This window comes from Arthrobacter sp. ISL-85, from assembly GCF_018613675.1.
Lineage (GTDB): Bacteria > Actinomycetota > Actinomycetes > Actinomycetales > Micrococcaceae > Arthrobacter.
Genome location: NZ_JAGGPQ010000005.1, coordinates 282,388 through 306,420, shown reverse-complemented (window position 1 = coordinate 306,420; position 24,033 = coordinate 282,388). Strand labels below are relative to the sequence as shown.

At 66.9% G+C, this 24,033-nt stretch carries 22 protein-coding genes and 2 riboswitches; of the genes, 8 read left to right on the top strand and 14 right to left on the bottom strand.

The annotated features are described in order from the left end of the window. Position 1: 1 nt before the first annotated feature. The 4 genes from J7I84_RS04190 to J7I84_RS04175 all read right to left on the bottom strand — a co-directional run bounded on the left by J7I84_RS04190 (position 2) and on the right by J7I84_RS04175 (position 4,514). Entirely contained in the window at positions 2 to 313 is a 312-nt protein-coding gene (locus J7I84_RS04190) for a hypothetical protein (RefSeq protein ID WP_214940964.1), read from the bottom strand. Positions 314 to 414: 101 nt separating this feature from the next. Beyond that, positions 415 to 1,659 (bottom strand): deoxyguanosinetriphosphate triphosphohydrolase, encoded by a 1,245-nt coding sequence (locus tag J7I84_RS04185; RefSeq protein WP_214941363.1) that lies wholly within the window; start codon positions 1,657 to 1,659, stop codon positions 415 to 417. Positions 1,660 to 1,726: 67 nt separating this feature from the next. Then, the gene (dusB, locus tag J7I84_RS04180) at positions 1,727 to 2,905 is read right to left on the bottom strand and encodes a tRNA dihydrouridine synthase DusB (protein ID WP_214940961.1); all 1,179 of its coding nucleotides are present in this window, start codon (positions 2,903 to 2,905) and stop codon (positions 1,727 to 1,729) included. A gap of 157 nt (positions 2,906 to 3,062) precedes the next feature. Then, positions 3,063 to 4,514, bottom strand: coding sequence for a YibE/F family protein (locus J7I84_RS04175; RefSeq protein ID WP_214941360.1), 1,452 nt, complete (start codon positions 4,512 to 4,514; stop codon positions 3,063 to 3,065). Between the two features lie 139 nt (positions 4,515 to 4,653). Here J7I84_RS04175 and J7I84_RS04170 point away from each other — a divergent pair, with 139 nt between their 5' ends. Beyond that, positions 4,654 to 5,436: an alpha/beta hydrolase gene (locus J7I84_RS04170; RefSeq protein ID WP_214940958.1), complete on the top strand. Its 783-nt coding sequence runs from the start codon at positions 4,654 to 4,656 to the stop codon at positions 5,434 to 5,436. 12 nt (positions 5,437 to 5,448) lie between these two features. After that, positions 5,449 to 6,273, top strand: a complete 825-nt coding sequence (locus J7I84_RS04165; protein WP_214940954.1) for a 1-acyl-sn-glycerol-3-phosphate acyltransferase — start codon at positions 5,449 to 5,451, stop codon at positions 6,271 to 6,273. A 71-nt stretch (positions 6,274 to 6,344) separates the two neighbouring features. On the opposite strand, the gene J7I84_RS04160 is transcribed toward J7I84_RS04165, so the two are convergent. The 3 genes from J7I84_RS04160 to J7I84_RS04150 form a co-directional block, all read right to left on the bottom strand. Continuing rightward, entirely contained in the window at positions 6,345 to 7,388 is a 1,044-nt protein-coding gene (locus tag J7I84_RS04160) for a GNAT family N-acetyltransferase (RefSeq protein WP_214940951.1), read from the bottom strand. Positions 7,389 to 7,390: 2 nt separating this feature from the next. Continuing rightward, on the bottom strand, positions 7,391 to 8,776 hold the full coding sequence (locus J7I84_RS04155) for a glycine--tRNA ligase (RefSeq protein ID WP_214940948.1): 1,386 nt from the start codon (positions 8,774 to 8,776) through the stop codon (positions 7,391 to 7,393). Between the two features lie 130 nt (positions 8,777 to 8,906). Next, positions 8,907 to 9,902 (bottom strand): DMT family transporter, encoded by a 996-nt coding sequence (locus J7I84_RS04150; RefSeq protein ID WP_214940945.1) that lies wholly within the window; start codon positions 9,900 to 9,902, stop codon positions 8,907 to 8,909. Positions 9,903 to 9,934: 32 nt separating this feature from the next. Between J7I84_RS04150 and J7I84_RS04145 the strand changes: the two genes are divergently transcribed. Then, complete coding sequence (locus J7I84_RS04145; protein ID WP_214940943.1) at positions 9,935 to 10,168, top strand: RNA-binding S4 domain-containing protein; 234 nt, start codon at positions 9,935 to 9,937, stop codon at positions 10,166 to 10,168. A 32-nt stretch (positions 10,169 to 10,200) separates the two neighbouring features. Here the strand turns inward: J7I84_RS04145 and J7I84_RS04140 are convergent, their stop codons facing one another. Next, positions 10,201 to 10,851 carry an alpha/beta hydrolase gene (locus J7I84_RS04140; protein WP_214940940.1) on the bottom strand — a complete coding sequence of 217 codons (651 nt, stop codon included), beginning with the start codon at positions 10,849 to 10,851 and terminating at the stop codon, positions 10,201 to 10,203. Between the two features lie 79 nt (positions 10,852 to 10,930). Here J7I84_RS04140 and J7I84_RS04135 point away from each other — a divergent pair, with 79 nt between their 5' ends. Together J7I84_RS04135 and J7I84_RS04130 are read left to right on the top strand one after the other, a co-directional pair. Beyond that, complete coding sequence (locus J7I84_RS04135; protein ID WP_214940938.1) at positions 10,931 to 11,800, top strand: SGNH/GDSL hydrolase family protein; 870 nt, start codon at positions 10,931 to 10,933, stop codon at positions 11,798 to 11,800. A gap of 49 nt (positions 11,801 to 11,849) precedes the next feature. Further along, the gene (locus J7I84_RS04130; protein WP_214940936.1) at positions 11,850 to 12,392 is read left to right on the top strand and encodes a hypothetical protein; all 543 of its coding nucleotides are present in this window, start codon (positions 11,850 to 11,852) and stop codon (positions 12,390 to 12,392) included. A 100-nt stretch (positions 12,393 to 12,492) separates the two neighbouring features. Here J7I84_RS04130 and J7I84_RS04125 read toward each other — a convergent pair whose 3' ends face one another. Both J7I84_RS04125 and mmsB read right to left on the bottom strand, forming a co-directional pair. Continuing rightward, positions 12,493 to 13,977 carry a CoA-acylating methylmalonate-semialdehyde dehydrogenase gene (locus J7I84_RS04125; protein WP_214940933.1) on the bottom strand — a complete coding sequence of 495 codons (1,485 nt, stop codon included), beginning with the start codon at positions 13,975 to 13,977 and terminating at the stop codon, positions 12,493 to 12,495. 34 nt (positions 13,978 to 14,011) lie between these two features. Then, entirely contained in the window at positions 14,012 to 14,929 is a 918-nt protein-coding gene (gene mmsB, locus J7I84_RS04120; protein WP_214940930.1) for a 3-hydroxyisobutyrate dehydrogenase, read from the bottom strand. Between the two features lie 112 nt (positions 14,930 to 15,041). Here mmsB and J7I84_RS04115 point away from each other — a divergent pair, with 112 nt between their 5' ends. Next, entirely contained in the window at positions 15,042 to 15,974 is a 933-nt protein-coding gene (locus J7I84_RS04115) for a LysR family transcriptional regulator (RefSeq protein WP_214940928.1), read from the top strand. 18 nt (positions 15,975 to 15,992) lie between these two features. Here J7I84_RS04115 and J7I84_RS04110 read toward each other — a convergent pair whose 3' ends face one another. From J7I84_RS04110 to J7I84_RS04100, 3 genes are all read right to left on the bottom strand, one after another. Then, entirely contained in the window at positions 15,993 to 17,138 is a 1,146-nt protein-coding gene (locus J7I84_RS04110; protein WP_214940925.1) for an alcohol dehydrogenase catalytic domain-containing protein, read from the bottom strand. Between the two features lie 246 nt (positions 17,139 to 17,384). Then, the gene (locus J7I84_RS04105) at positions 17,385 to 18,500 is read right to left on the bottom strand and encodes a homoserine O-acetyltransferase (RefSeq protein ID WP_214940922.1); all 1,116 of its coding nucleotides are present in this window, start codon (positions 18,498 to 18,500) and stop codon (positions 17,385 to 17,387) included. A 12-nt stretch (positions 18,501 to 18,512) separates the two neighbouring features. Beyond that, positions 18,513 to 18,628, bottom strand: a riboswitch (SAM riboswitch). Positions 18,629 to 18,748: 120 nt separating this feature from the next. After that, the gene (locus J7I84_RS04100) at positions 18,749 to 20,068 is read right to left on the bottom strand and encodes a bifunctional o-acetylhomoserine/o-acetylserine sulfhydrylase (protein ID WP_214940919.1); all 1,320 of its coding nucleotides are present in this window, start codon (positions 20,066 to 20,068) and stop codon (positions 18,749 to 18,751) included. Between the two features lie 43 nt (positions 20,069 to 20,111). Beyond that, positions 20,112 to 20,226: riboswitch (SAM riboswitch) on the bottom strand. 161 nt (positions 20,227 to 20,387) lie between these two features. Between J7I84_RS04100 and J7I84_RS04095 the strand changes: the two genes are divergently transcribed. Then, positions 20,388 to 21,026, top strand: coding sequence for a VOC family protein (locus J7I84_RS04095; RefSeq protein ID WP_214940916.1), 639 nt, complete (start codon positions 20,388 to 20,390; stop codon positions 21,024 to 21,026). 350 nt (positions 21,027 to 21,376) lie between these two features. After that, complete coding sequence (locus tag J7I84_RS04090; RefSeq protein WP_214940914.1) at positions 21,377 to 23,110, top strand: HNH endonuclease signature motif containing protein; 1,734 nt, start codon at positions 21,377 to 21,379, stop codon at positions 23,108 to 23,110. A gap of 71 nt (positions 23,111 to 23,181) precedes the next feature. Here the strand turns inward: J7I84_RS04090 and J7I84_RS04085 are convergent, their stop codons facing one another. Continuing rightward, the gene (locus tag J7I84_RS04085; protein WP_214940912.1) at positions 23,182 to 23,961 is read right to left on the bottom strand and encodes a CPBP family intramembrane glutamic endopeptidase; all 780 of its coding nucleotides are present in this window, start codon (positions 23,959 to 23,961) and stop codon (positions 23,182 to 23,184) included. Positions 23,962 to 24,033: the final 72 nt, after the last annotated feature.

Here is a 24,033-nt window from a genome sequence, read left to right as displayed (position 1 = left end):
GTCAGGACCCCGAGGACCGGCCGTGGACGGTGCCGCCGTTGCCGGGCTGGACAGGGGCAGTGCTGCCATAGCTCTTTGAGCGGCGTGAGCCGTTGTTCTTGGTAGTCCCGTGATCGTCGTCGGAGCGGGCGGACCCTGATTGGGGTGTGCTTCCCTGCGTGCCGGTGTCGGTTGCCGGAGTTGTCCTGGCAATCACGGCGGGTGTCGAGGCATACACGGCGGTTGCGGCGACGCCGGCTGCTGCGAAACTGCCCACACCCACGGCCGCGGTAATCCCGGCCGCAAGGCGTTTGCCCCTGCTGCGAGGGCTCATGACCTGCTCCCGTCTTAACGGCTTGCCCTTCTCCCATGGTGCACCTCCTTCCTGTGTAGATGCTTTAAGGAAGCTGTTGACCGGGCGGGAGCAAATGGCGGTTACCAGAGCGAGGGCAGGCTCCCCACCAGGCGCTCGTACATGGCCAAGGCGGAGCCATCCGTGAGCGACGCCACCTGGTCGATGACCACGCGAAGGCGTGCGCCGTCGTCGTCCGCCGCCCGCCAGTCCGCCGCGAACATCGGCTCCAGGTGGCGGTCACCGGTGGCGCTGAGGGCGGTCACCAGGGCGTGGAGCACTTCCCGCTGCCGCTCGTAGATGGGTTGCCGGTGCTCGGTGGTCATCACGAACGTGGTGGCCAGGCCCTTCATCACCGCGATCTCCATGACGGTCTCGTCCGGGACCATGAGTTCGGCGTTGTAGCGGGTCAGGTTTTCCGGCCCGTAGACGGAGCGGGTGGTCTCCAGGGCCTTCTGGCAAAACCGGCCGATCAACTGGCTGGTCATGTTCTTCAGCGCTGCCATGGATTTACGGCTGCCATCGGCCTCGCGCACCCAGACGTCCGTGGCCTCCAGGCGTGCCAGGGCCGCGTCAATGGCGGCGGGGTCGTTGTGCGGCAGGTACCACTGCTTGGCGTAGCCCACCACGCGTGCGCGGTGGTCCGGGTTGTCCATCCAGCGCAGCTGGAAGTGGCCGGCAACGATCGCGTCCTCCACGTCGTGCACGGAATAGGAGATATCGTCCGCCAGATCCATGACCTGGGCTTCAAGGCAGGTCCGGCGTTCCGGCGCGCCTTCGCGGATCCAGTTGAAGATTGGGAGATCGTCCTCGTAGGCGCCAAACTTGCTGGTCCGCTGGCCGTGGATCACCGGTGCCTCCAAGGCTGACCAGGGATATTTCGACGCCGCGTCCAGGCTTGCGCGGGTGAGGTTCAGCCCGGCGGGGTGGCCGTCCTCCGTGAGCACCTTGGGTTCGAGCCGGGTGAGCAGGCGGAGGGTCTGGGCATTGCCTTCGAAACCGCCGATGGCATGTGCCACCTCATTCAGCGCCGACTCGCCGTTGTGGCCGAAGGGCGGATGGCCAAGGTCGTGGCTGAGGCAGGCCGTGTCCACCACGTCCGGATCGCAGCCCAGGGCCCTGCCCAGTTCGCGGCCCACCTGGGCCACCTCCAGGCTGTGCGTGAGGCGGGTGCGGACGAAGTCGTCCGTGTCCGGTGCCACCACCTGGGTTTTGGCACCCAGCCGGCGCAGGGCCGACGAGTGCAGCACCCGGGCCCTGTCCCGTTCGAAGTCGGAGCGGTAGGTGCTCTTGGGCGGCTCCTCCACCCAGCGGGCGGAATCGTGCATGTCGTAGCCGGGCAGCGCCAAGGCGGCGGTGGGGGTGCCCGCGGGTAAGTGTCCGGCCACGGATGCTTCAGCCACCGGAGACGTCCAGTTCTGCGGCCGCGATGTTCCGGGACTGGTCTTCATTGAGCGCCCGGGAGTCCAGCCAGTCCTTGGGCAGGGCAGGCCGCTTGGGCGAGCCGGCGCGGCCGCGGGGACCCTCGGCATCCACACCGGGGTAGGGCGAGTCCAGGTCCAGCTCGGCCAGCGTGTCCCGGAGCACCTCCAGGCTGGTGACCAGGGCCAGCCTGGTACGCAGTTCCCCACCCACCACATAGCCCTTGAAGTACCAGGCGATGTGCTTGCGGATCTCCCGCAGCGCCTTGCCTTCATCGCCGAAGGTTTCCACCATCAGTTCCGCGTGGCGGTATACGCCCTCGGCCACCTGGCGCAGGTTGGGGCGGTGGCGGACGTCGCTGCCTTCAAACGCGGCCTGCAGGTCCCCGAAGAGCCAGGGCCTGCCCTGGCATCCGCGGCCCACCACCACGCCGTCCACGCCGGTTTCGCGCACCATCCGGACAGCGTCCTCGGCGGACCAGATATCGCCGTTGCCCAGCACGGGAATGTCCGGCAGCGCTTCGCGGAGCCGGGCGATGGCGGACCAGTCGGCCTTGCCCGAATAGAACTGGGCGGCCGTCCGGCCGTGGAGGGCGACGGCGGCAACACCGGCATCGCGGGCGATGCGTCCTGCGTCGAGGTACGTGAGGTGGTCATCGTCGATGCCCTTGCGCATCTTGATGGTCAGCGGAACGTTGCCCTTGGAGGCTTCCTTGACGGCGGTTTGCACGATCGAGGTGAACAGGTCGATCTTCCAGGGCAGGGCGGAGCCGCCGCCGCGCCGGGTCACCTTGGGGACCGGGCAGCCGAAGTTGAGGTCGATGTGATCGGCCCGGTCTTCCTCCACGAGCATCCGCACGGCCGCGCCGACCGTGCCCGGGTCAACGCCGTACAGCTGGACGGAGCGGACTTTCTCGTCGTCGTCGTGCGAAATGATGCGCAGCGATTCTGGTGTCCGCTCCACCAGCGCGCGGGAGGTGACCATCTCCGCCACGTACATGCCGCCGCCGTATTCACGGCAAAGCCTGCGGAAGGCGGAGTTGGTGATGCCGGCCATGGGGGCCAGGATCACGGGGGTGTCAACCGTAATGGGTCCCAGCTTCAGGGGCGGGAGTTCCAGCTTGGGTGCGGGAGGAGTTGCTGTAACAGTCACCTGTCCATTGTTGCAAAGCCGGGCAAATCGGCGATTGCAGCCAGTGCCATTGGGGCCTGTCACAGGTTTCCGGCGGATGGGGCCATCCATACCTGGTTGCTCCACCCTGACGGCGGCCCTTCCGGGCGGCAGCGTGCGGCCGTCCAGGAGGCCAGGCTTAGCCGCGGTCTGCCCGCCGGCCCCGGCGGGCAGCAGGTTCCCCAGTTGGTTGGACCGCGGGCACGACGGCCGTGCGCCGGCTGCGTTCCTCAAGGGCGGCTGCGGCGAGCGCCCCGGTGTCCGGCACGTCGTCCGCGTGGCTGTGCCCGCCGTCGTGCTTTCTGTCCTGTGGCGCCCCGCTCACTGCCTCACCGTCTGCAGCCCTGATGCCGGTCGCCTTGACCACGAGCACGGCGATCAGGGTGGTGACAGGGATAGCCAGGACCAGTCCGATGGAACCCACGAGCGTCCGGATGACTTCCTCGGAGAGCTCGGCGCTGGTGAGGGTGTCGATCAGGGGCCGGTCGTAGAGCATGACGATGATCAGGGTGGGCAGTGCGGCGCCCGCGTAGGCGAAGGCGATGGTGTACACGGTGGAAGCGATGTGGTCGCGGCCGATCCGCATGGCGGACGTGAACAGCTTCCGGGCGCTGCTGGCCGGCGCCAGCTCGTAAAGCTCCCACACGGCCGAGGACTGCGTGATGGTGACGTCGTTGAGGACGCCAAGGCCGGAAATGATGAGTCCGCAGAGGATCACGCCGGAGATGGAGATGTTCGACGACGTATTCACCAGGGTGGCGGCGTCGTGGCTGCCCACGCCGGCGAGGTTGGCGGCGTCGGTGGCCCAGGCCGCCAGCACGGCGGTGATGGCCAGCCCGAAGATAGTGCCCAGGAGCGCTGTGGAGGTGCGCGCGGAGAATCCATGGGCGAAGTACAGCACCCCGATCATGATCACCGTGGACCCCACCAGGGCCAGCAGCAGGGGCGGTTTGCCTTCCACCAGGCCCGGGAGCAGGAAGTTTGCCAGCACGAAGTACGCGCCCACCAGTCCGATCAGGGCGCGCAATCCACGCCACCGGGCGACGGCGATGACTACCACGGCGTAAAGAAAGGCCAGCAGGATGATCGGCAGGGTCCGGACGAAGTCCACGAAAATGTAGGCCGGCGACCCTTGTGACCCTGTGGCGCCCTGGGCGTTTGAGAGGTTCAGGTACCGGATCTGGTCCCCGGGCTTGACCCCGTGGGATGCCGCAACGTCAGGGTTGATGACCACCTTGACCGGGCTGCCGCCTTTGTCCGGCTCGGTGAAGGCGAAGGTGCAGTCCGAGCCCTTGCCCGGCTGCTGCTGCGGGCCCTGCTGGCTGGTTCCCTGTTGATCGGTGCCCTGTTGGCCGGCGCCCTGCTGGCCAGTTCCCTGTTGGCTGGTGCCCTGCATGCAGTTCCCGGTCACCACGTTCTGGATGGTGCCGGTATCGAAGGTGACGCCAGGGGCGGTGGAGTATGGGTTGGCGAGCGAGACCCCTTCCTTGCTACCGGATGGCCACAGCGCTGCCATTCCGGCGAGGGTCAGCAGCGCCAGCGGAATGAGTACCGCGGCCAGGATGCGGTTCGCCTTGCTGCGGGCAGCCATCGCCTGGGGCGTCGGCTCCGAATGATCCAAGGAAGCGTGGGAGTGACCGGCGCCCATCAGCAGTACAACCTCATGGTTGAACTCTACGTGCGGCGCCATAGGGTTTATAAATGGACCATCGGGATGGGGAGGAACCAGCATGGACAACCGTGGCGGGCATGGGACCGGCAGCAGTGGAACAGCGGACAAGGACGCGCTGCAGGCCGGGCAGGTCCCGCTTGTTGCCGTCCACAAGCCGGCACTGAGCGTCCTCGAAGCATCCGGCAACACCAAGGGCGTGGTCCTGGTCCTGCACGGAGGCAAGGCCCACAGCCGCGACCCGGTGGAGGCCCGGCACCTGAGCCCGGCCAGGATGATCCCGTTCGCCAGGCACCTGCACCGCGCCGGCCGGAAGTACGGTCTGGCCGTTTGGTCCCTGCGCAACAGCGTCCGCGGCTGGAACGGCCCGGACATGTCCCCGCTGCAGGACGCCCGGTGGGCCCTGCAGCAGATCGCCGAACGCCACCCCGGGGTTCCCGTCTTCCTGCTGGGCCACTCCATGGGCGGGCTGACCGCAGTGTGCGCAGCAGACCACCCGCAGGTGGAGGCCGTGGTGGCGCTGGCACCCTGGCTGGGCCCGGAAACCCCCGCCGACAGGGTCACCGGCAGGAAGGTACTGATTATCCACGGCACCACCGACCACATGACCAGTCCCTCGCAATCGCTCGCCTTCGCCCAACGGGCTTCCGCGGATGCGGCCACCATGCAGTACGTGTCCCTCAAGGGCGTAGGGCATTTCATGCTCCGGAAGGTACGCCTATGGCAGACCCTTGCAACCGGGTTCATCATCAAATCATTCGCCGAGAGCACAGGCGCCGACGTACAGCCATCCCGCGCCTTCACGGACCTGCTTCCCGAGTCCTCCGTCCACGTCACCCTTTAGGCATCCGCTCCCATGCCCTGGCGTCCCCCGGCCAACGACCGCTTCTACCGGTTGATCGTGCGCACGGGGCAGCTCCTGCGCTGGGCCCTGCAGCTGGACATTCGAGCCACCGGCCTGGAGCACCTGCCCGCAGGGCGACCGCACAGCGGTCCGTCCCGGCAGGCTGCCCGCGGGGACGGAGCCGTTTTTGCCGTGACGCACTTCGGCTACGTGGATTTTGCTGTGGTGGAACTGCTCCTGTGGCGCCACGTCCGCGCCCAGCTGCGGTTCCTGGTCCACCAGGGCGCTGCCGACCACTGGCTTGCCGGCCCCGCCATCAGCGCCAGCGGCCACGTGGTGGTGGGATACACGGGCCGCTCGGACGCTTACGCGGCTGCGGTGGCCAGGCTGCGGGACGGCGAATACCTGGCCGTGTTCCCCGAGGCTGGGGTCAGCAGGAGTTTCACCGTCCGCGACTGCCGGACCGGGGCGGTCCGGATGGCGGCAGAGGCAGGCGTTCCGGTCATCCCGGTATCAATTTGGGGTGCCCACCGGATTATCACCCGTGGGCACGGCTTTGCCCTGGGTCGCGGCTGGCGGGCGCCCATCCGCGTCCACGTTGCCGCGCCGATGGTAATTCCGGCGGACGTTGAAGTCGAGGCGGCCACCGAAGCGCTGCGTGGCACGCTGCAGGCAGGAATCGACCGCTGCATGGCCGACTTTCCGCTTCGGCCGGAGGCCGCAGCGTGGTGGGTGCCCGCGCACCTGGGCGGGAGTGCACCGACGGATGCGGAGCGGCAGCTGCTGGACGCCGCGGACGCAGCCGCGGGCCGCCGTCGTGCTCCCCGCCGAAAATAGGCATGTCCGCCCCCGTCCCCAGCCGGGTGGCGGAGGGATGGGACAGGGACGGGACAGTGGCCGGCGGTGCCTTAGTCCGAGACCACCAGGGTTTCGGCGCCCGCCAGCCGGGCTTTGCCCCCCGCAAGGAGAGGCTCGACGGCGGCGCGCAGGGCGGTCATGGAATCGTCCAGTTCCAGCATGACCGGGTGCTGGTAGGCGATCAGGGCGAGCATGTCCCGGACCGCCTCGGCCGCATCGTCAGCGGCCAATGCCGGCTCGTGGCCCACGAAAACGTCCGTGGGCGTGTCCGTCCCCGTGCTCCCGGCAGCTTCCGTGTGGGGTGCGTCGTCAGGCCCGGCAGGGGCGGCGTAGCTGACCGCAAACGCCCGGATGCGGCCCTTCCTGCCCGGCGCCACACCGGCACCAAACGCGGATTCCGGCTGCGCCCGCAACACGATGGCCCCGTGGGCGCCGGTGAGCTCGTCCAGGAACAGCTTCTGCACCTGGCCCACCGACAGGACTCCCGGGGAGTCCCAGCCATGGATGGCGGTGTAGTACCGGCCCACCACGTCGGTCAGCTCCACTGACCCGGTGGCCAGGTCCATCACAATGTCGGCACCGGCGTTTTCGCCGTCGATGGGGCGGCCGCCGTGGTCCTTGTCCGGGAAGACGGGCAGCCGGAGGGCTCCCGGTTCCACGATGACCAGCCGGGAACGCTGGATGGGCGCCAGCCCGGCCGCTTCGGCGAACGCGGCACCCGCGGTGCCGGGCTCCACCTTGGCACGCAGCCTGGTGATGCCCGACGGCGCGTGCGCGGCCTCGCGCCGCAGCATGGTCAGGAGGCTTGCGCCGATGCCCGTGCGGCGGTGGTCCTTCGCGACCTCGATATAGGTCCAGAGGCGTTCAGGGTGGAGGGACGCTTCATAGACCACGCCGGCGGCAACGGGAATGCCGACGCCGTCAATGACGTCTTCGGCCACGACGCAGCGGCGCCACGGGGTGCCGTTCCTCCCGTTGGAAGACGGGGCGAGGGCGCCGCGGAACTGGCGGGCCTGCGCGGTGTCCGGGTCGCCCCAGATTTCCAGGAGCGCGAGGTCGTCGCCGTCGTGCCATTCGCGGTATTCGATGGCCATGCTCAGGCGCCGATCAGCCGTGCCGCCAGGTAGCCTTCCACCTTGTCCAGGGAGACGCGTTCCTGGCTCATGGTGTCCCGCTCGCGGATGGTGACGGCCTGGTCCTCGAGGGTATCGAAGTCAACGGTGATGCAGAACGGGGTGCCGATCTCGTCCTGGCGGCGGTAGCGGCGGCCGATTGCGCCTGCGTCGTCGAAGTCGATGTTCCAGTTCTTCCGCAGCTGGGCGCCCAGGGCCTTGGCCTTCGGGGACAGGTCCTCGTTGCGGCTCAGCGGCAGCACGGCGGCCTTGACCGGGGCAAGGCGCGGGTCCAGCTTCAGCACGGTGCGCACATCCACCCCGCCCTTGGCGTTGGGGGCCTCGTCCTCGGTGTAGGCGTCCACCAGGAACGCCATGAAGGAACGGGTCAGGCCGGCCGCGGGCTCGATGACGTAGGGGGTGTAGCGCTCGTTGGTGGCCTGGTTGAAGTAGCTCAGGTCCGTGCCGGAGGCCTTGGCGTGGGTGGAGAGGTCAAAGTCGGTGCGGTTGGCGATGCCTTCCAGTTCGCCCCATTCCGAGCCCTGGAAGCCGAAGCGGTATTCGATGTCAGTGGTGCCCTTGGAGTAGTGGCTGAGCTTCTCCTTGGGGTGTTCGAAGAAGCGCAGGTTCTCCTCGCGGATGCCCAGGCCGGTGTACCAGGCCATGCGCTCCTTCATCCAGTACTGGTGCCATTCCTCGTCGGTACCGGGCTCCACGAAGAACTCCATTTCCATCTGCTCGAACTCGCGGGTGCGGAAGATGAAGTTTCCGGGCGTGATTTCGTTGCGGAAGGACTTGCCGATCTGGCCGATGCCGAACGGCGGCTTCTTCCGGGAGGTGGTGAGCACGTTGTTGAAGTTCACGAAGATGCCCTGTGCGGTCTCGGGGCGGAGGTAGTGCAGGCCTTCCTCGCTGGCCACCGGGCCCAGGTAGGTCTTGAGCAGGCCGGAGAACTCCTGCGGTTCGGTCCACTGGCCGCGGGTGCCGCAGTTGGCGCAGGCGATGTCCTTCAGGCCGTTCTCGGCCGGGCGGCCCTTCTTCTCCTCGTATTCTTCCTCGAGGTGGTCAGCGCGGTAGCGCTTGTGGCAGGAGAGGCACTCCACCAGGGGATCGGAGAAGACTTCCACGTGGCCGGAGGCTTCCCACACCTGGCGGGGAAGGATCACGGAGGAGTCCAGGCCCACCACGTCCTCGCGGCCCCGGACCACGGACTGCCACCACTGGCGCTTGATGTTTTCCTTCAGCTCGGCGCCAAGGGGCCCGTAATCCCAGGCAGAGCGGGAACCGCCGTAGATCTCACCGGCCTGGAACACAAAGCCCCTCCGCTTGGAGAGGGAAATGACCTGGTCGAGGACGGATTTTGCTGCCATGGGGTAACTCCAATTTCTACAGGGCCGCTGGGTGCGGTCCGCGGGTTGTCAGGCCCCGGCTGCTCCGTGCCTGGGGCACAGGGGCAGCGGGTCGGGGCGGATGAAGGAAGAACGCGGAAAAGCTTGTGTCCTAGCGTACCGGCCGCTGCCTGCGCAGCGCGCCCCGGGGCCAGGGCAGGGTGGCCAGGATGATGGCACCGAGCGTCAGCAGGGTTCCCAGGACGGTGGCAGGGGCGACGACGGTACCCGGGGCGGGCAGCGCAAGGTCCAGGGCCAGCGAGCCGAGCAGTTGGCCCGCGATCATGCCCAGCCCGGTCACCAGGACGCCAAGGGTTCGGACCAGGAGGGCGCCCAGCCCAATGAAGACGCAGCCCATGGGGCCGCCCAGGTAGTACCACCACTCCCCCGGCAACGGGTTGGCGGGGCCGGCCACCGCCAGCTTCACGGCGAACGCGGCCCAGAGCACGATGCAGCCGGCCACGAAGTTGACCAGGGTGGCGGCAATGGGGGTGCCGTAGTGAAGGGTGGCGGTGCCGTTCATGGCCTGCTGGAAGCTCATGAGGAAGCCAGCCGCCACGGGCAGCAGGATGGGCAACAGGAGCGTGGCGGGTCCGCCGTCGGAACCGGAGCCTGCGCCGCTGAACCTCGGCGATACCGCCCAGGCGACGGCGGCGATGGTCAGGATGCAGCCGACAATCCGGATGCCGGTGACGGACTTCTTTCCGGCCGGGCCAATCCCCAGCCGGTCCACCAGCAGGCCGCTGACGGTTTGCCCGGTGACAGCCGCCACGGTGAAAAGTGCCACGCCGAGGATACCCACGGTGAAGGACTGGGCAAACACGAACAGGGCACCAATAGCGCCGGCCACCACGTAGATGCGGGGAAAGGCGCGGTTGCGGACCGCTGGGAGGATGCTGGCCAGGCCTGCCCGTCCCCGCGGGAGCAGCAGCGAGATGACGATCATGACCAGCAGGCCTGTGCTGAAGCTCACGGACGCTGCGGCGATTCCGTCATTGAGGCGGGCACCCAGGGCCCCGTTGATGCGGCCCTGGACGGGGATGGCCAGGCCGGAACCCACGGCGAGGGGCAGGCCGGCAAGGGCCGGCAGGCGGGAAGGGGAGGTCATTGAATCCACCTTAGTTCAGGCATTATTGCTCTATGAGCAACCCCATTGACGACGTCCCCATCCGCGACAGCATGATCCGGCTGGGCCAGCTGCTGAAACTCGCCAACCTTGTTGAGGACGGGGTGGAGGCGGCGGAGCTCATCAAGAACGGGCTGGTCAAGGTCAACGGCGAGATCGATGACCGCCGCGGCCGCCAGCTGCACAACGGGGACACTGTGACGGTCAACGGGCAAACAGTGCGGGTAGTGGCGCCGGAGGAGAGCTAGCGACGGCGGCTGAAGCGCCGCCGTCGTACGTTCTATTTGTTCAGCACTTCGTGGGTGAGGAACTCCCCTACGTGCCCGATCTCCTGCTGGTTGATGCCGTGCCACATGCCGGTGTACAGCACCTTGGTGAGCCTAACGTGCTTGCGCACCCAGCCCATGGTGAACTCGATCTTGTCCTGGGTGATCACGGGGTCCTGCTGGTCGCGGCCCCAGAACATGGGAACGGATCCATCCAGCTCGGCGTCCTTGAACGACGGGTCGCCGCCGGCGTCCACCACGAAGCCTGACAGTCCGACGACGGCGGCGAAGTCCGAGGGCCGCTGGCGCAGGAGCGTGGTGGCCATGGCCATGCCCATGGAAAAGCCCAGCAGCGAGACGGACGGGTGGCCGGGCCTGATCGCATCGATCCACTCCAGCACGTACGCCGAAGCCGTCTTAACGCGATCCAGGGAGTACTCAATGGAGGCCGTCAGCGGGAACCACGTGAAGCCCGGGCCCATGGCGATGGGCGCCCGCACGGACGCGACGGCGAAGTCCCCGGGCAGCATGTCGGCCAGGCTGAGCAGGTCCTGCTCGTTGGCGCCGTAGCCGTGGAGGAGCACCAGCAGCGGCTTGCCGGCGCGCTGGTCTTCCGGATGGGACCACAGGACAACGGGGGCAGGAAATACTTCGGCGTCAGTCATGGTTTCCATTCATACCAGTTACTTGGAGGTAACAACCTACGTTCGCGTAGCCAAAGAGGCGGAAGGCAGGATAGGGACCGTGACTGACGCAAGTGCCATCCAGACCCCGCCCGCGCACGCCGGATCCCATCCCTGGAGCCGGTACGTGGCAATGGGCGACTCTTTCACCGAGGGCATCGGCGACCCCGACCCCTCAAGCCCCGGCCGCCACCGCGGTTGGGCCGATCGTGTGGCCGAAGAACTGGGCCGCACCCAGCCGGACTTCGCCTACGCCAACCTTGCCGTCCGGGGCAGGTTGCTGCAGCAGATCGTGGACCAGCAACTGGCCCCCGCCCTGGAGCTGAAGCCGGACCTGGTCACCCTGTCCGCCGGCGGCAATGACCTGATCCGCCCCGGGGGCGATCCTGACGTCCTGGCCGAGAAGCTCGATTCCGTGGTCCAGATCCTGTCCATGGGCGGCGCCACGGTGGTGCTCTTCAACGGCCCGGACACGGGTTCGTCGGTGCTGGGCCGGATTCGCAGCAAGGTGGCCATCTACAACGAGAACCTGCGCACCGTCGCAGCCCGGCATGACGCAGTCATTGCGGACATGTGGTCGCTGCGGCAGTTGAGCGACCCGCAGATGTGGGACCAGGACCGGCTGCACTTCTCCCCCTTGGGCCACCACACCATCGCGGCCATGGTGCTGGACGCGCTGAACGTGCAGCATTCCCTGGAACCCCTGCAGCCCAAGCCCCTGCCGCCCCGGACCTGGCGCGAGGCCAGGAGCGGGGACTTCGTCTGGGCACGCGAATACTTCGTCCCATGGGTGCTGCGCCGGCTGCGCCACCAGTCCTCCGGCGACGGCATCACCGCAAAACGGCCGACGCCGGGTCCCGTCTTTGGCCCGGGCGTTCCGTTGGGATCCGGCGAGGGTCCGTTGGGAACCACCGAACCCAGCCGCCGGTAAGGCCGCCCGGGGTTACGCTGGAAGGACAACACACGAGAGGCGCGGCACCGTGAGCTTGTTTTTCTGGATCATCATCCTGTCCTTCGTTGTCCCCGCAGTCAGGGGGGCGTACCGCCGCTCCGTTGCACGCCGGGACCGGGACCAGGGCTTCCCCGGCCAGTTCCCCGGACCGGGCCAGTACCCCGGTCCGGACCAATATCCGGGTTCCAACCAGTTCCCGGGCTATGGCCAATTTCCAGGCTCCGCCGGGCCGCAGAGCAGCCAGCCCCGCGACGGCTATACCCAGCAGGACTACTTCTCCGGCGGTTTCCGCCAGCCGGGCACGCAGGGCCAGCCGCCACTGCCCAACCAATACGGGCAGCCGCCCATGAACGATCCCCGGTACGGCGCTCCGCAGGAACCGCCGTTCCGGCAGGAGCCTTTCCAACAGCACGGACGGGAGCAGTCTTCCGGGCCTGCCACGCCTCCGCCGCCGGCAGCACCGCAAGGGTTCCGGGCGCGGAAACTCGCGGAGCTGGACCAGCAGTACAGCAACGGTGAGCTGTCCATGGAGGAGTACATGAAGCGCCGCGGCGACATCATGAACGGCTAGCCAGGGCTTTTGCACAGCCAGGTTCAGAACAGCCAGGCTCTGAACAGCCAGGGCGGGGACCGGAATCCGGTCCCCGCCCTGTTGTGCTTATTCCACTGCCTTAGTCCACCTGCGGGAAGCCCAGGTCAATCACGGAGGTGGAGGGGTCCGGCCAGCGGGTGGTCACCACCTTGCCACGGGTGTAGAACCGGATGCTGTCGGGACCGTACATGTGGGTGTCGCCGAACAGCGAGTTCTTCCAGCCGCCGAACGAGAAAGTACCCACCGGGACCGGGATGGGGACGTTGACGCCCACCATGCCCGCCTCGACGTCGAACTCGAACTGCCGCGCCGCGCCGCCGTCGCGGGTGAAGATCGCCGTGCCGTTGCCGAACTCGTTGTCGTTGACCAGCTTCACGGCGTCACTGTAGGTGTCCACGCGGACCACGGACAGGACGGGGCCGAAGATCTCGTCGTCGTACACCTTCATGCCGGGCTTGACGTGGTCCACCAGGCTGACGCCGATGAAGAACCCCTTCGAATCGAACTGCTGCGAGCGGCCGTCCACCACCAGGGTGGCCCCTTCACCTTCGGCTCCGGCAACATAGGACGCCACCCGGTCCCGGTGCTCAGCGGTGATCAACGGCCCCATCTGGGAGGCGGGGTCGGTTCCCGCACCGATCGTCAGGTCCGCCATGCGGCTGGAGATCGCCTTCACCAGGTCATCGGCAATGCTGCCCACAGCCACCAGGACGCTGACGGCCATGCAACGTTCGCCGGCGGAACCGTACGCGGCGGAAACCGCAGCGTCGGCAGCCATGTCCAGGTCGGCGTCGGGAAGCACCACCATGTGGTTCTTTGCGCCGCCCAGCGCCTGCACCCGCTTGCCGTGCTCCGCTGCCCGCTTGTAGATGGACCGGGCCACGGGGGTGGATCCGACGAAGCTCACTGCCTTTACGTCAGGGTGTTCCAGCAGGACATCGACGGTTTCCTTGTCCCCCTGGACCACGTTCAGGACACCGGCTGGAAGGCCCGCCTCGGCGAAGGCCTCTGCGATGAAGACGGCGGCGGACGGATCCTTCTCGCTGGGCTTCAGCAGCACGGTGTTGCCACACGCCAGTGCGCTGCCGATCATCCACAGCGGCACCATGGCCGGGAAGTTGAACGGGGTAATGCAGGCCACCACGCCCACCGGCTGGCGGACGGAGTGGACATCGATGCCGCCGGAAACCTGCTCCGAGCGCTCACCTTTGAGCATGTGGGACAGCCCGGTGGCGAAATCGATGTTCTCCAGGCCGCGGGCAATTTCGCCCTCGGCGTCGGAGAGGACCTTGCCGTGTTCGCTGGTAAGGACGGCGGCGAGTTCGGACTTCCGCTGGGTCAGGATTTCGCGGACCTTGAAGAAGATGGTGGTGCGCTTGGCCAGGCTGGTGGCGCGCCATGCCGGCAGTGCGGCGCGGGCTGCCGCGATGGCTTCCTCTGTCCGTGCCGCAGAGGCCAGCACCACCTGCTTCTCCTGTTGGCCAGTGGCGGGGTTGAAGACGGGACCGAAGCGGTCGGCATCGGTGACGCGGGCGCCGTTGATGTAGTGCGGAATGGTTTCCAAGGGACTCTCTTTTCCTGCGTTGCGTGCTGCGTGGCTAGTTGGACGGCGCCTGGTCGGCGGCCTGGAGCGAGCCGTCCACGAGCTTGATGATCATCGAGCAGTCCTTGCCCGCGTCACCGGCGTCGATGAGCCGCTGGAACAGCTGCTGGACGTGTTTTCCGATTTCCAGGGGCGTGCCCGTGTCCTCGGCGGCGCTGATGGCCAGGCCGATGTCCTTGTTGGCCAGCTCTGCGGTGAACGTGGGCGCGAAGTCGTTGTTGGAGGCCGCGGTGGGAACCACCCCGGGCACCGGGTACCAGGTCCGCAACGCCCACGAATCTCCTGAAGAGACCGAGGCAATGTTCCAGAAGACCTGCTTGTCCAGGCCCAGCCGGTCAGCGAGGACCGCGCCCTCTGCGGTGGAGGCAAGGTTGATGAAAAGCATCAGATTGTTGCAGATCTTGGCCGCCTGCCCCGTGGTGGGGCCGCCGGTGGGGATGATGTTGCCGGACATGGGCCCGATGAAGCCCGCAGCGTCTTTGACGGCACCCTCTTCGCCGCCCACCATGAACGTCAGGGTTCCGGCCTCCGCGCCGCTCATTCCGCCGGACACCGGGGCGTCCACGAAACGGAAGCCGGCGGCAGCAGCGGCGTCGTGCAGTTCCTGCGCGGAGGCGATGTCGATGGTGGAGGAGTCGATGAGCAGCGTGCGGGTATCCGCGTGCGCCAGCACGCCGTCCTCCCCGAGATATACGGCGCGGGCGTGTTCGCCCTTGGGCAGCATGGTAAACACGGCGTCGGCGCCGTCCACTGCTTCAGGAATGCTCGCTGCGCGCTTGACCCCGCCGGCCTCAGCGGCTGCCAGTGCTGCGGGATTGAGGTCGAACCCGCGCACATCATGCCCGGCCTTCACCAGGTTCACTGACATGTGGCCGCCCATGTTCCCCAGGCCGATCCATCCGATAACTGCCATGAGTAAGCTCCTTTGCTTCAATTCCGGCCTCTGCTGCCGGTATGCCTGTGTCAACCATCACACCCTGCTAGAGTGCAATCAAGGGGAAAAATCACAGACACTGTGTGCACTGATGCACACCACAGGAAGGCCCAGCGTGGAATCGAGACGGTTGCCAAGCCCGGACGACCTGCTGATCCTTCTGACCGTGGCGCGCCTGGGCCGCTTCAATGCGGTGGCCGAGACCCTGGGGACCACCCACACCACTATTTCCCGCCGGATCCTCGCACTGGACAAGCAGCTGGGCGGCCGGACCCTGGAACGCAGCCCGCACGGCTGGGAGTTGACCCAGCTTGGTGCGGCCGCGGTGGAAGCGGCGGAGGCGATCGAAAGCACGCTCGGCTCGTTGTCCGGCTTGATCAGCCAGGACCAGAGCGCCCTGGCCGGCCTGGTCCGCGTCGCCACCACCGACGGAGTGGGAGCCGTGTTCGTCACACCGTCGCTGGTGCGGCTCCAGCAGCAGAACCCGCAACTGAACATAGAAATGCTAAGCGCCACCCGGAAAGTCAGCCAGAACCGGTCAGGGGTGGACCTGGAGATCGTGGTGGGCCGGGCCGACGTCAGCACAGCGCAGACCATCTTCCTGAGCAATTACTACCTGCGCCTCTATGCCAGCCACAGCTATGCAGCGCAGCACGGCCTGCCGGAAACGCTCGACGACGTGGGGCAGCACGCGTTTGTGTCCTACGTGGAGTCCGCGCTCCAGGTGGCTGAGCTGGGGGCCCGATGGTCATCGCAGCTTCCGACGCCCAGGACAAGCTTCCAGGCCACCAGCGTGTTCGCACAGGTGGAAGCGGTACGCCAGGGCGCCGGCATCGGGCTGCTGCCGAACTTCATGGTGGCGGACCGTGACGATTTCGTCCCCGTCCTGGCAGGCGATTTCGAACGCCAGCTCCCCATCTGGGCCGTCGCCCGCCCGGAGTCGCTTCGGTCCGCGCGGGTGCAGGCTGTGATCGCGGCCCTCAAAGAGGAAGTGAAAGGGCGGGCCGGGCTGCTGGCGGGATAGCTGCTGCCAGGTGGGGCGTCAGGCCCGAAAAAGACGCCGCACCACCTGCCCTGCCGCGAGCGCATCCAGGCCCTCGTTGATCTCGCTAAGTGGCCGCGTGTCGGTATGGAGCAGCTCAACCGGAAGCCTGCCCTCCCGCCAGTACCCCAGATACTTGGGGATGTCCCGCGCGGGAACGGCGTCGCCCATGTAGGAGCCCAGCAGCCGCTTGCCGGCCCCGGCGAACTGCAGGGCGGGTACGGTCAACTCTGCGGACGGGTGGGGCAGTCCCACCGAGACCACCGCGCCGCCCCTGGTGACCCGTTCCAGGCAGGATGCGATCACCCCCGCCGAGCCCACGGCCTCGATGGCAACGTCAACGCCGTCGCCGGAAGCTTCCCCAACCAGCCGCACTGCCTCGTCCGGCGTCCCCACTGCGGTAGCTCCGGCGTCGCGGGCCAGCTGGTGCTTGCCCTGGTTGGGATCGATGGCAATCACGCTGGCAGCCCCTGCCAGGCGGGCGGCCATCACTGCCGAAAGGCCCACCGCACCGAGGCCGAAGACTGCCACGGACTGCCCGGGTCCCACCCCGGCAGTGTTGAACACCGAGCCCATTCCGGTGAGCACGGCGCAGCCGAACATCGCCGCGACAGTGTCCGGGACGTCGTCGTCAATTACCACCACTGATTCCCGTGCAACCACTGCGTAATCAGCGAAGGCCGAAACACCGAGGTGGTGGTTGATGCGCTCCCCTGCCGGCGTCCGCAGCAGTGCCGGCCCGTGCAGCAAGTCACCGGAGCCATTGACCTCTGCTGCCCGGTGGCAAAGTGCCGGGCGGCCGGCCAGGCAGGCCCGGCAATGCCCGCAGCTGGGCACGAACACCAGCACCACGTGGTCCCCCACGGAGACGTCGGCCACGCCGTGGCCCACGGACACCACCCGTCCCACCGCCTCATGGCCAAGGGCCATGGGAAGGGGCCGGACACGGGAACCGTCCACCACGGACAGATCGGAATGGCAGAGGCTTGAGTAGGTGATGGAAACTCCGAGCTCACCGGCGCGCGGCTCGGGCTGCTCCAGTTCCTGCACCAGCAGTGGCCGGGACTCGGAGAAGGTTTGCTTTCCCGGAGCGCCTGCTGTGGCGGGAGCAGCGGGAACGGTGGAATACAGGACAGCGGCTTTCATGCAGCTCCTTGCTACTTCTTGCTGGCGGCGTTCCGAACTCATGCGAACTCCTTCGGCGTCGTCGTCGACACTACGGGGACCGTTCGAACGGCAACCGGGTGGGATGCACCCCAAAAGCCGGATTCGATGAGTATGGCCTGCCTGGGGTGCATTCTCAACGCCGATTGGTGCAGAATGCATCTGCAGGAATGCACAGGTGGGACTGCCCGGACGCTCCCGGGCCCGGAATTCCCGGACCGGGAATGCCTAGGCCAGGAAGCTGCTCCGGAGCTGGCCGCCCAACTGCCCAATCTCGGTCAGGAACCCGTCGTGCCCGATCGGGGCCTGGATGACATGCACGTCCACGCCGCCCGGCAGGGCCTGGGCCAGCTCGCGGGACTGCGACGGGAAATAGAGCCTGTCCGAGTCGACCGCCGCCACAAAGAACCGCGCAGTGGACCTGGCCAGGCTTTCGGCCAAGGTTCCTCGCCCCCGGCTGACATCGTGGCTCATCAGAGCCTCGGTCAATGCGATGTAGCTGTTGGCGTCGAAGCGCTTCACGAGCTTGTTGCCCTGGTGGTCCAGGTAGCTTTCCACCTTGTAGCGGCCGCGTGAAGCAAGGACGTCCCCCCGCAGGGGCGACTCGGGCGCCTGGGGTGCTCTGCCGAAGCGGCCTTCCAGTTCCGCGGCCGACCGGTAGGTGATGTGGGCGATGCGCCGGGCGAGCGCGAGCCCGTCTTCCGGGCTTGGTCCGCCGTAGTAGTCGCCGCCGTTGAAGTTAGGATCCTGCCGGATGGCCAGTGTCTGGGCCTGCGCGAACGCGATCTGTTCTGCCGTGCTGGCGGCGCCCACGGAAATCACTGCACAGCGCTGCACCCTTTCCGGATAGGTGACGGCCCATTCCAGGGCGCGGGCGCCGCCCATGGATCCCCCGAGGACGGCGAACCAGCTCTGGATGCCCAACTGGTCTGCCAGCCGGGCTTCCGCCGCGGTGCTGTCGCGCAGCGTGACCAGGGGAAAGCGTGAGCCCCAGGGGCGGCCGTCCGGGGCCGGCGATGAAGGGCCGGTGGACCCGTAACAGCCGCCCACGATGTTGATGGACACCACGAAGAAACGGTCCGTGTCCACGGGAGCGCCGGGGCCGGCCAGCTGTTCCCACCAGCCTTCTTCATCCGTGTCGCCCCGGGTCACGTGGGTGCTGCCGGTCAGTGCGTGCTCGATCAGGATGGCATTGCTGGCGTCCGCGTTGAGCGTCCCCCAGGTTTCGTAGGCCAGGGTGACGTCCGGCAGGTATCCCCCGGCCTCGAGTTCGAGCCCACCGATTGAGGCGTAGCGGACTATTCCGTGTTCAGGGATGGTGGTTCGGGCGACGGCGACCGTCATGGCAAGACCTCTTCTACGCGCTTGCCTGCCGTCATTTGACCGGCAGGCCAGGTCCTCACCCGGGGCACCCCACCGCGGATGGAGGGTTGCCGGCCAGCAAGCCGGGGCTGTCACTGGCACTCATGACCTGGTTCGAGTGTACGAAACACCCCCCACTCCGGGCCAAGAGTATGACTGGTTGTGACTTCCCGGCTTGCTGCGCTCCCCGCCGTTCCCGCTCAAGGGGCGGCCCGGCGTCGTACCTTCCGCTACAAAGCGCCCTTTGCTGCACGGAAGCCTGCTTCCAAGTCGGCCAGGATGTCGTCGATGTGCTCGAGGCCCACCGAAAGCCGGACCAATCCCGGGTTGACGCCGGCCACCGTCTGCTGCTCCGGCGAGAGCTGGCTGTGCGTGGTCGACGCCGGGTGGATGACCAGCGAGCGGACGTCACCGATGTTGGCCACATGGGAGTGCAGCTCCAGTGCATCGACAAAGCGCTTGCCCGCCTCCGCCCCGCCGGCCAGGTTGAAAGCAATGACGGCGCCCGTTCCCTTGGGCCCGTACTTGCGGCCACGTTCGTACCAGGGGCTGGACGGCAGCCCGGCGTAGGCGACCGATTCGACGTCGTCCCTTGCCTCCAGCCAGCGCGCCACTTCAGTGGCGTTCGCGACGTGGCGCTCCACCCGCAGGCTCAACGTTTCCAGGCCCTGCGAAATCAGGAAGGCGTTGAAGGGCGACACCGCCGAACCCAGGTCGCGGAGCAACTGCACGCGGGCCTTGAGGATGTAGGAGAGGTTGGCCCCGAGTGCGCCACCCTCGCCAAGGTCCCGTGCGTAGACCAGGCCGTTATAAGTGGGATCCGGGGTGTTGAAGCCGGGGAAGCGTTCGGGGTCCTTGCTGAAATCGAACTTGCCGGAATCGACGATGACGCCGGCGATCGCGGTACCGTGGCCGCCCAGGTACTTAGTCGCCGAGTGGATCACGATGTCCGCACCCCACTCCAAGGGGCGGATCAAGTAGGGCGTGGACAGGGTGTTGTCCACGATCAGGGGCACGCCGGCCTGGTGCGCCACCTGGGAGATGCCTTCGATGTCCAGGACGTCCTGGCGGGGGTTGGAAACCACTTCACCGAAGAAGAGTTTGGTGTTGGGCCGGACGGCGTCGCGCCACTGGTCCAGATTGTCCGGGTCCGCCACGAAAGTCACGGAGATGCCGAACTTCTTCAGGGTGTGGGCGAACAGGTTGTAGGTTCCGCCGTACAGGCTGGGGCTGGCCACGATGTGGTCGCCTGCCTCCGCGATGTTCAGGACGGCGAAGGTTTCGGCAGCCTGCCCGGAGCTCAGCAGCAGTGCGGCCAGGCCTCCTTCAAGGCTCGCAATCCGCTGTTCGACGGCGTCCTGGGTGGGGTTGCCGATGCGGGTGTAGATGGGCGCAAGTTCAGCCAGCGCAAAACGGTTGGCGGCGCTTTCGGCGCTGGGGAACACGAATGACGTCGTCTGGTAGATGGGCAGGGCGCGGGCCCCCGTGGCACTGTCCACCTCCTGCCCTGCATGGATCTGGCGGGTTTCGAAGGACCATCCGTTGGACATCCAAATCTCCTTTGACATGGGCCCGCCGTGCTCAGAGCAGTACGGGCCGCGCTTGCTCCCGGCTGTTGCCGGAGAGCCAGGTCTTCACCCGGGGCACCCCACCGCGGATGGAGGGTTGCCGGCCAGCGAGCCGGGGCTTGTCGCTGGCGCTCATGACCTGGGCCAAGTCTAGGAACCGGATGGTTGCCGTGGACAGCATTGTGACGAACATGGTCTTCCCGCGGCTGCATGTCGCCGGAACCGGGGCCCCCAGCCACGGGAAATGCCAGTAAGGGTACCCTTAGCTGAGAGCCTGATCACAAAGTGCCAAGATGATCGCATGCGCATGGATCACGTCTCTTACGCCTGTGAACACGATGGCCTCGCGGCCACTACCGAACGTATTGCAACTGCCCTCGGCGTTGAGGCAGTCAGGGGTGGCGTCCACCCCCGGTTCGGAACCCGAAATATGATCATCCCGCTCGCCGGCCACAAGTACCTCGAAGTGGTCGAGGTCCTGGACCACCCTGCATCGGACAAGGCACCGTTCGGACAGGCAGTGCGTGCCCGTTCCGCTGCTGGTGGCGGGTGGATGGGCTGGTGCGTCGAAGTGGACGACCTCGCCCCCTTCGAGGAACGCCTGGGCCGCGCTGCCGTGAACGGCAACCGCAAGTTCCCGGACGGCCGCGAACTGGTCTGGAAGCAGATCGGCATCCTGGGCCTCATCGCCGATCCCCAGGTCCCGTACATGCTCAAGTGGGAGGGTGATCCCTCACTCCACCCGTCCAACGCGTACCAGAGCAACCTCAAGATGAGCTGCCTGACCATCGCCGGCTCCGCCTCACGGGTGACCGAGTGGCTTGGTGAGCCGGTGGAGAAGCCGCTCGAGGACGTTGCAGTGGAATGGGTCGCGCCGCACGGAACGCCGGGCATCCTCTCGGTCACCTTTGAGACCGCCAACGGAGCCGTCACTCTCTGACACTCGGGTCTCCTTCCTTTCGGGCTCTTTCCGGGAAGTTCCTGGGTTGCGCCCGGGCCATCTTCGGCCGCCATGAGGTGGTGACAACGGCGTCACCACCTCATGGCGGCCGAATTCGTTTAAGCAGGAGCCGGCTTCGATCAGCGAGGGACGCTCATTCTTCTGCGCCACATATCCTCCTTTTCGAGCCGGGGATTTGGGGTGCGAAAAGGAACCTCCGCATCGAAAAGGTACGACGGCGGCATCTTGGCTGGGTGCGCTGCCTCACGCAGGCGGCGACTGACCTAGGTGTCCTGGCGGCTGGTTCAGCGGCAGATATGAATGTCAGTGCCTCGTTGGATGATTCTTTTATGGGAATCGGCAGCGGTGTTGGGGTGGTTTTGGAGGGTGTTTCTGCCTCTGTTGCTGCGCTCGATGCGCTGGACCGTGAAGATTCGCACCTAGCTTCCGGGACCCACGTTGATGCCGGGGTGGACGTGTTGCAGCGGCGGTATGAGGTCTGCCTGGAAGGCTTGGAGTTGACTGCCCGGCTGGAGGCGCAACTCGCCGCAGTAAAGTCCCGCCAGGCTGCCCGGGCCGCTGAGTTACAGCAGGCCATGACGCCGCCGGACGCGTCCGTGCAGGACCGCACCTACGCCGGGATGTCCACGGTCGAGGAAATCGCCGGGATCCTCACTGTGAGTTCCGCGGCCGCGGGCGCGTTCCTGGAACAGTCGCGGCGGGTCTGCTCGCTGCCACCCGTCCTCGAGGCCCTGTCCACCGGCGTGATGTCGTGGCAGCACGCCTGGATTGTTGCCGACGAAGCCGAAGGACTTGACCCCGCCGGTGCGGCTGCGTTGGTTGCACATTTCTTCGATCCCGATGCCCCCAACCCCGCCCGCGGCGCAGCCCCCGGCGAACTCATTCCGTCGCGGTTCCGGGCCAAGGTCCGTGGCTGGCGGGAACGGCACCACCCAGAATCCATCGAGAAACGCCACGCCAAAGGTGTGGCCGACAGGCGGATGGAATATACCCCGGACCGCGACGGCATGGCCTGGCTCTCCCTCTACCTGCCCGGCGACACCGCCTGTGCCATCTGGAACCGCACCACCGCGACCGCCCGCGGCCTTCAACGCCCCGACGAGCCCCGCACCCTCACCCAACTCCGCCCCGACATCGCCGCATCCCTGCTCCTCGGCGCAGGGAACACCGCCACAGCCGGTAGCGGAAGCAGCGAAGATATGGGGGCTGGCATCGCCACTGGCATTGGGAAGGTTCCTACGCTCAGAGCCGATGTCCTGGTCACCGTGCCGGTGTTCTCCCTCCTCGGCCTCACGGACGAGCCCGCCATGCTGGACGGTTTGGGACCGATCCCGGCCTCCATGGCACGGAAACTCGTCGCCGACGGGGCCAACTCGTTCCACCGTGTCCTTGTCGATCCCAGGGACGGTGCACCGCTGGAGATCGGCCGCACGAGCTACCGGCTCACGGAGGTCATCAAGCGCTGGATCAGGATGCGCGACCGCAAATGCACCTTCCCCGGCTGCACCAACCGCACCCCCGACAACGAAACAGACCACCTTCAAGCCTGGGAACACGGCGGCACCACCGGGACCAGCAACCTGGCACACGTCTGCCCCAAACACCACCGGCTCAAACACCACAGCCAATGGACACCAACCCTTGCGACCCAAAAAGCCCAGCCCGGCTGGACCTCGCCCACCGGACGGCACTACAAACCCGAACACCCCGACCCCGAACCACCACAGTGGCCACCGGGCATCCTGCTGACCAGTTTCGTTGGTGCGCCCACTGAGGCGACAACCCCGCCAATTACCGCAACAGCTTCAGCCGGCACATCTTCAACGGATACTGCAGCTCGATTGCATGACCCAGTACTGCTGGACGATCCCCCATGGCAACAGCTATATGCCAGGATGCCGACGTGGCCCGATCCGCCGCCGGAAGAACCGCCAGGCGACGCCATTGCGCGTGCCGACGAGCTTCCGCCCTGGGATCAAGGTTGGGACGACTTCTACGCCCTGCCATTCCTCACGCCACCAGACCCGCAGGCGGATAGACAACTGGTGTTGTTGGAAACCTGAAGGCAGCAACACGTGGCTTATAGGACGGCGCGTTCACACGGGCCGGCGCTGGCAGGCCGCAACGCTAGCCCCTACCCCAGCCCCACGGCTTTACCGAAAAGGCTGAAGCCGACGAAGGCCACGATATCCAGCAGCGCGTGGGCGATGACCAGCGGCATCACCCGCTTCGTGCGGGTGTACAGCCATGCGAACACGATCCCCATCACGGCGTTGCCGATGAACGGACCGAAGCCCTGGTACAGGTGGTAGCTGCCCCGCAGCACCGAGCTCACCCCAATGGCCAGCGGCATGCTCCAGCCGAACTTCCCGAACCGGTCCAGGAGGTAGCCCACCACGATGACTTCCTCGAGCACCGCGTGGCGTACGGCGGACAGGATGAGCACAGGCACAGTCCACCAGTAGGCATCCAACGCACTGGGGATGATTGCGGTGGTGATACCGAGGGCCCGGCCGGCAGCATAAAGTCCCAGTGAAGGTATGCCGATCAGTGCGGCAAGCCCCAGGCCCTGCAGCAGGTCCCGGCCAGGCCTGGCGAAGTTGAACCCAAGCTTCCGGAATGCGGAGCCGGAACTGCTGGCCTCACCGGGAGCAGCCTGGCGCTGGTCGGTGAGGAAGTAGAGGACCAGCAGCACCGGCACCAGCGCAAAGATGATGTCCAACAGCTGGTACGTCAGGTCGAAGTACTCCCGCGTGCTCTGCGAGCGGTTCAGGGTGGACGTCCCCTCGGCCAAAGGGGCCCGGGTCATCTTATCGAGCAGCTGCACCACGGAGTAGACAGCCGACTGGCCCAGGGACAGGCCCAGGACAATCCAGACTTCGAGCCGCAGTCGACGGCGGGAGGGAACCAGCATGTTCCCATCTTGCCTTCAGTTTCTGGATCCGGGCTGATGGAGCGGCGGATGTCCCCAGCGCTACGCCCGGAC